General features: G+C 44.3%; 3 protein-coding genes. All 3 read right to left on the minus strand.

The window, feature by feature from the left end:
- Positions 1–192 precede the first annotated feature (192 nt).
- The 3 genes from PX482_RS16785 to PX482_RS16795 all read right to left on the minus strand — a co-directional run bounded on the left by PX482_RS16785 (position 193) and on the right by PX482_RS16795 (position 3,544).
- Positions 193–432 (minus strand): FeoC-like transcriptional regulator, encoded by a 240-nt coding sequence (locus PX482_RS16785; RefSeq protein WP_002760210.1) that lies wholly within the window; start codon positions 430–432, stop codon positions 193–195.
- Positions 433–541: 109 nt separating this feature from the next.
- Entirely contained in the window at positions 542–2,866 is a 2,325-nt protein-coding gene (gene feoB / locus PX482_RS16790) for a Fe(2+) transporter permease subunit FeoB (RefSeq protein WP_288122724.1), read from the minus strand.
- 36 nt (positions 2,867–2,902) lie between these two features.
- Entirely contained in the window at positions 2,903–3,544 is a 642-nt protein-coding gene (locus tag PX482_RS16795) for a FeoA family protein (protein ID WP_288122726.1), read from the minus strand.
- Positions 3,545–4,878 lie beyond the last annotated feature (1,334 nt).

Raw genomic sequence — 4,878 nt, forward strand, 5'->3', positions numbered from 1 at the left:
GTTATCTTAATAGTTAAGTAGCTGGTTATAATTAAATTAAAAATGGATTTTAGGTTCGATCCCCCCTGCCCCCCTTGATAAGGGGGGTGCCGATCCCCCCTGCCCCCCTTGATAAGGGGGGTGCCGATAGGCGGGGGGATCTGACAACTTTTAACGCCTACCTACTTAGATCACTTCTGTAGTATTAAACTTTTATCTGTTTGTCCCTGTGGAATTGCCCTCAATCCATTCGTAAAAAGCCATAGATTCCGGAGAACAACGGCTGCATCCTCCGCATTTTTCTAGGGAAATCAGGCGAATTCGCCCCTTTTTCAGCAAGCGATCGAGCATGGGACTTAAGGCATCCGCTGACATCCGAAAGTGTGTAGATAAGTCAGACAGAGATGCTTTCTGATTTTTGGCAAGATAAGCCTGTATATCGATTAAAATCATGGTTTATAAGCGAAAAAAATCGAGAAAAGTTGCTTGATTGCGGTGGGTTACGGCGAATCTAAATAATTTGTTAGTTGCCTAGCTTTTTGTCGCCTAACCCACCCTACTTTTAAATTGCCGGACGGTTGATTTTTCGGGGACGGAGATTTTTTAAGGTGAATAAAACCCCGACTACGGTTAAACCCATCAAGACTATCCAAAAGAGAGAAAATCCCGGATGTCGAGAAAAAGTGGCGATTTGATAGAAGGAAGTGGCAACAATATAGGCCATTCCTGTGGTCCAGAGGGCAATAAAAACAGTCCAACCGGCATTAGTTTCGCGATATACGGCCGATGTGGCCGAAACACAGGGAAAATAGAGCAGAACAAACAACAGATAGGCAAAAGCACCCGCTTGACCATCAAATCTTTTCACCATCGCCCCAAAGATTCCTAAATCTACCTCTTGCTTCTCGGCAGCCGTTTTTTTATCTTGCAAATCACCAATATTCAAACCCAAGGGATCAAGTAATTGATTGGGTAATTGCGCTAAATTGGCGGGAATAGTGGCAATAGCTCGGTTAATTTGCCCCCAAAAGTCGAATTTTGCGACCGCTGCCCCCTTATTCGGGTTATCTTCCCCTGCTAGTTGGCTATAAATCGAGTTTAATGTCCCTACCATTGCTTCTTTGGCAAAAACTCCCGTAAAAATGCCCACCGTTGCCGGCCAATTTTGCTGCTCTAGTCCCATGGGTGAGAAAATAGGAGTTACAGCTTTACTGGTAGCACTTAAAACCGATCGCTCGCTGTCTTGATTACCAAAAGAACCATCAAAACTGACGGAGTTGAGTAATCCCAAAATCATCACCATTAAAACGATAACTCGTCCAGCTTTCCATAAAAACGCTTGCAGACGTTCCCAAGTGCGAATTAAAACCCCTTTCAGACGCGGTAGATGATAGGGAGGCAATTCCATAATAAAGTGACTGACTTCTCCCTTGAGTAGGGTTTTTTTCATCACCAATCCCGTCAAAATAGCGGCGAGAATTCCTAAGATATAAAGACCAAAAACGATGTTTTGACCACCTATGGGGAAAAAAGCCGCCGCAAATAGGGCATAAACAGGTAATCTGGCCCCACAGGACATAAAAGGGTTCATCATAATCGTCATTAAACGATCGCGAGAATTTTCTAGGGTCCTGGTGGCCATAATTGCCGGCACACTGCAACCAAATCCCACTAGCATGGGGACAAAGGATTTACCCGGCAATCCCACCAAACGCATCAATCGGTCCATGACGAAGGCTGCCCGGGCCATATAGCCGGAATCCTCTAAAATTGACAAAAAGAGGAACATAAAGCCAATTACGGGGATAAAAGTGGCGACGGTTTGCACACCTCCCCCCGCCCCATCAGCGAGCAGAGCAATTAGCCAACCCGGGGTAGGGATTTTTTGTAAAACTTGGGACAAACCATCGACAAAGATAGTCTGGGCAGTTAAATCGAAGAAATCGATAAAGGCAGCACTAACATTGATGGTAAACAAGAACATTAGGTACATTACGCCCAAAAATATCGGAATTCCTAACCAGCGATCGAGAACAATCCGATCAAGGCGATCGGACATGGTATCATTTATCTGTCCAGTCCGTTGAGTGGCTCCCTGGGTAACTTGTTGAATAAAGCCATAACGAGTATCAGCAATTAAAATATCAAGGTCTTCCCCTAAAACTTGGTGTATTTGTCGTCTATGCTTGACGATAATGCTTAATAGTTCCTGGGAGCGCAATTCTGGGGCGATGCGATCCTCGTATTGCAGTAGATTTAAAGCAGTCCATCTTGGCTCGACGATCCTTTTACTGCTATGGTCGTTAATGTAGGCAACAATCTCGTTAAGAGCTTCCTCAATTACCGCAGGATAAGCGACATAAGCGGCAGTATGGTTAATATTACTGACTAATTCCCCAATTTTTTGCTTTAATTCTCCGATTCCCTCCCCTTTAACCGCACTAATCGGGACGACAATTGCATCCATGCGAACGCTTAAGAGTTGCGGATTAACCACAATACCCCTAGTTTTGGCCACATCCATCATATTCAGGGCAATCAACATCGGTAAACGCATCTCCATGATTTGGGTAGTAAGGTAGAGATTGCGCTCTAAATTGGCAGCATCGACGATATTAATCACTAAATCCGCTTCTCCTGACAGCAGATAGTCCCTAGCAACTAATTCATCCATTCCTGTCTCCCCTTCTTCCACATCGAGGGAATAGACTCCGGGTAAATCCACAAGGGTGATATCTTCCCCGTTAACTTGAAATTGTCCCTCTTTGCGATCGACTGTTACTCCTGGCCAGTTGCCGGTCCGTTGATTGGCCCCCGTGAGAGCATTAAAAAGGGTAGTTTTGCCACAGTTAGGATTGCCAATTAAGGCGATAATCGGTTTGACCATAATTTAGGATATTGAGTGACGAATAGGCTTAGATGATTAAATTTTGCTTTCTGGGTCTATTTCTTCGACGATTAAAGTGTCTGCCTCCTGTTTACGCAGACTGAGATGAAATCCCCGCACTCGAATCTCGACGGGATCCCCCAAAGGTGCCACACGAATGACGGTAAACTCTGTCCCCGGAGTTAATCCCATTGATAACAATTTTCCTTTGTATCCGCGCAATGCTCGGTCATAACCGACAACTTTACCCGCTTTTCCTATGGGTATCTCCCGCAGAAATGTTCTTACTTCAGGTAGGTCTTTTTTGGGTTCCAGTTTTTTCGGTTGACTGTCACTAACGAGGATTTTTTCGGCCATTTCCGCCCCGATACCGATACGATTGTCTTGAATGCCAATTAAAACCGATCCCCTCGGTTGGGAGCTAATTACCTGTAATTGAATGCCGGGGTTTAATCCCATACCTAGGAGTCGATTGATTCCTCCTGTCCCCTGAAATCCCACTAACCAGACGGTTTTTCCCATTTCCACTTGTGCGAGGGGATAGGTGGCCGTTAGATCAGTATCCATGGAGCTAGTACGTTCTGCTGCTGCCTCTGTACCGCCCCAAGGAGAAAATTGGGCTTTATTTGGCGATTTTTCTGGTTTTTCTGCTTCATTAGGTCTAATTTTATCGTCCATGCTTTTCTTATCTCCAAAGGCAAAGAAGGTCTTTCATTCAAGAGTGACAATAATTCCTTAATAGCTCATCGAGTTTACTGAATTAGCCAAAGGGTGATAACTGCACTACTGTCAGTCTCAGTCAACGGTTTTGAAACTGTCTAAGACTTGCGATCGCTAAAATAAATGCTAATTATTCTCAATTACCAGTCTAATCGAAAAGGGGAGACAGAAAAGAAAAATATTTATTTAGGGTCGGCTGAATAATGGTAAAACCCTTTGAAAATAAGGCTTTTGACCTGTTAAAATCCGATGTTAGTGCTGCGAAAATCGGATTGGGACCCCCAAAAACCTGGCATTATCCTCCTTTCAGTACATAAGTTAGTACAAAAAGAGAGGGCAACAAAGCCTGAAACGACCGGCTACTGACCACCGACTCCTAACCCCACCAACAAACTTTTTGCCGCAAACCCTACCTAGGGTCTGCGGCAAAAAGCTTTTCCTAGGGGCAGGGTGTGGGGTGTGGGGTGGGGGGTGTGGGGTGTGGGGTTTTACCGATTTTCAGGTGGTCAACTACCTAATTTTCAGGGAAAAAGTACCTGAATTTTCCCCCGATCCCTGCAATGGCTGGCACTTTTTGAGGGGAAAAAAGTCCAAAAGTCTTATCCAACAAGGTTTTTAGATTTATTCAGCAAACCCTACCTAGTGGTCTGCGGCAAAAAGTAGGGGCGAAGCATTCGGGCAATAACCTATCGGTGAAACCGTAGATTTTCTATCCGAATGCTTCGCCCCTACAGGACTACATTTCACATTTATTCAGCCAGCCCTAAGTAAATCGAATCTGTCTTTCTGTTTGTGTTCTTTATGCCTTTGTGTTTATCCTTAACTCTTATGGGATAACCGGACAGAAAAAAGTTTAGTTTTAAATATTGGCGATACTTTCAACACTTTAGCCCCCCTATTCTCTGGGTCTTCTTGTAGCTTAAAAAAGGGTGCATCTCACATTTGCAGAAATATCGACAATCAGCAATTATCAGTGACTCTTAAATTATTACAAATATATCAACAACTGCCTGTAATACCATTTTTCTTTATTCGTTTCCCTCACCCCCTTCCCTGTCCCAGAGCGTTAGAGGGGAGGGGGTGAGGGCAATTAACCATCTCTGCCATTACTTTTGAAAAATGGGATAATTCGTTGTCAGTATCTCCAAACATTGACATCCTCGCCGCCCTAAAAGTGCGGCGATTCCTAAACCTCACGATTTAAGTTTCTGCTTCCACCACCGTCGCATACCACAGTTAAAAAACCATGTACTGTCTTACACAGAGTCCACAGACTTTCGCCCCATTTCAGA

Origin of the sequence: Microcystis sp. M53602_WE12, assembly GCF_030065455.1 — a bacterium.
GTDB lineage: Bacteria > Cyanobacteriota > Cyanobacteriia > Cyanobacteriales > Microcystaceae > Microcystis > Microcystis aeruginosa.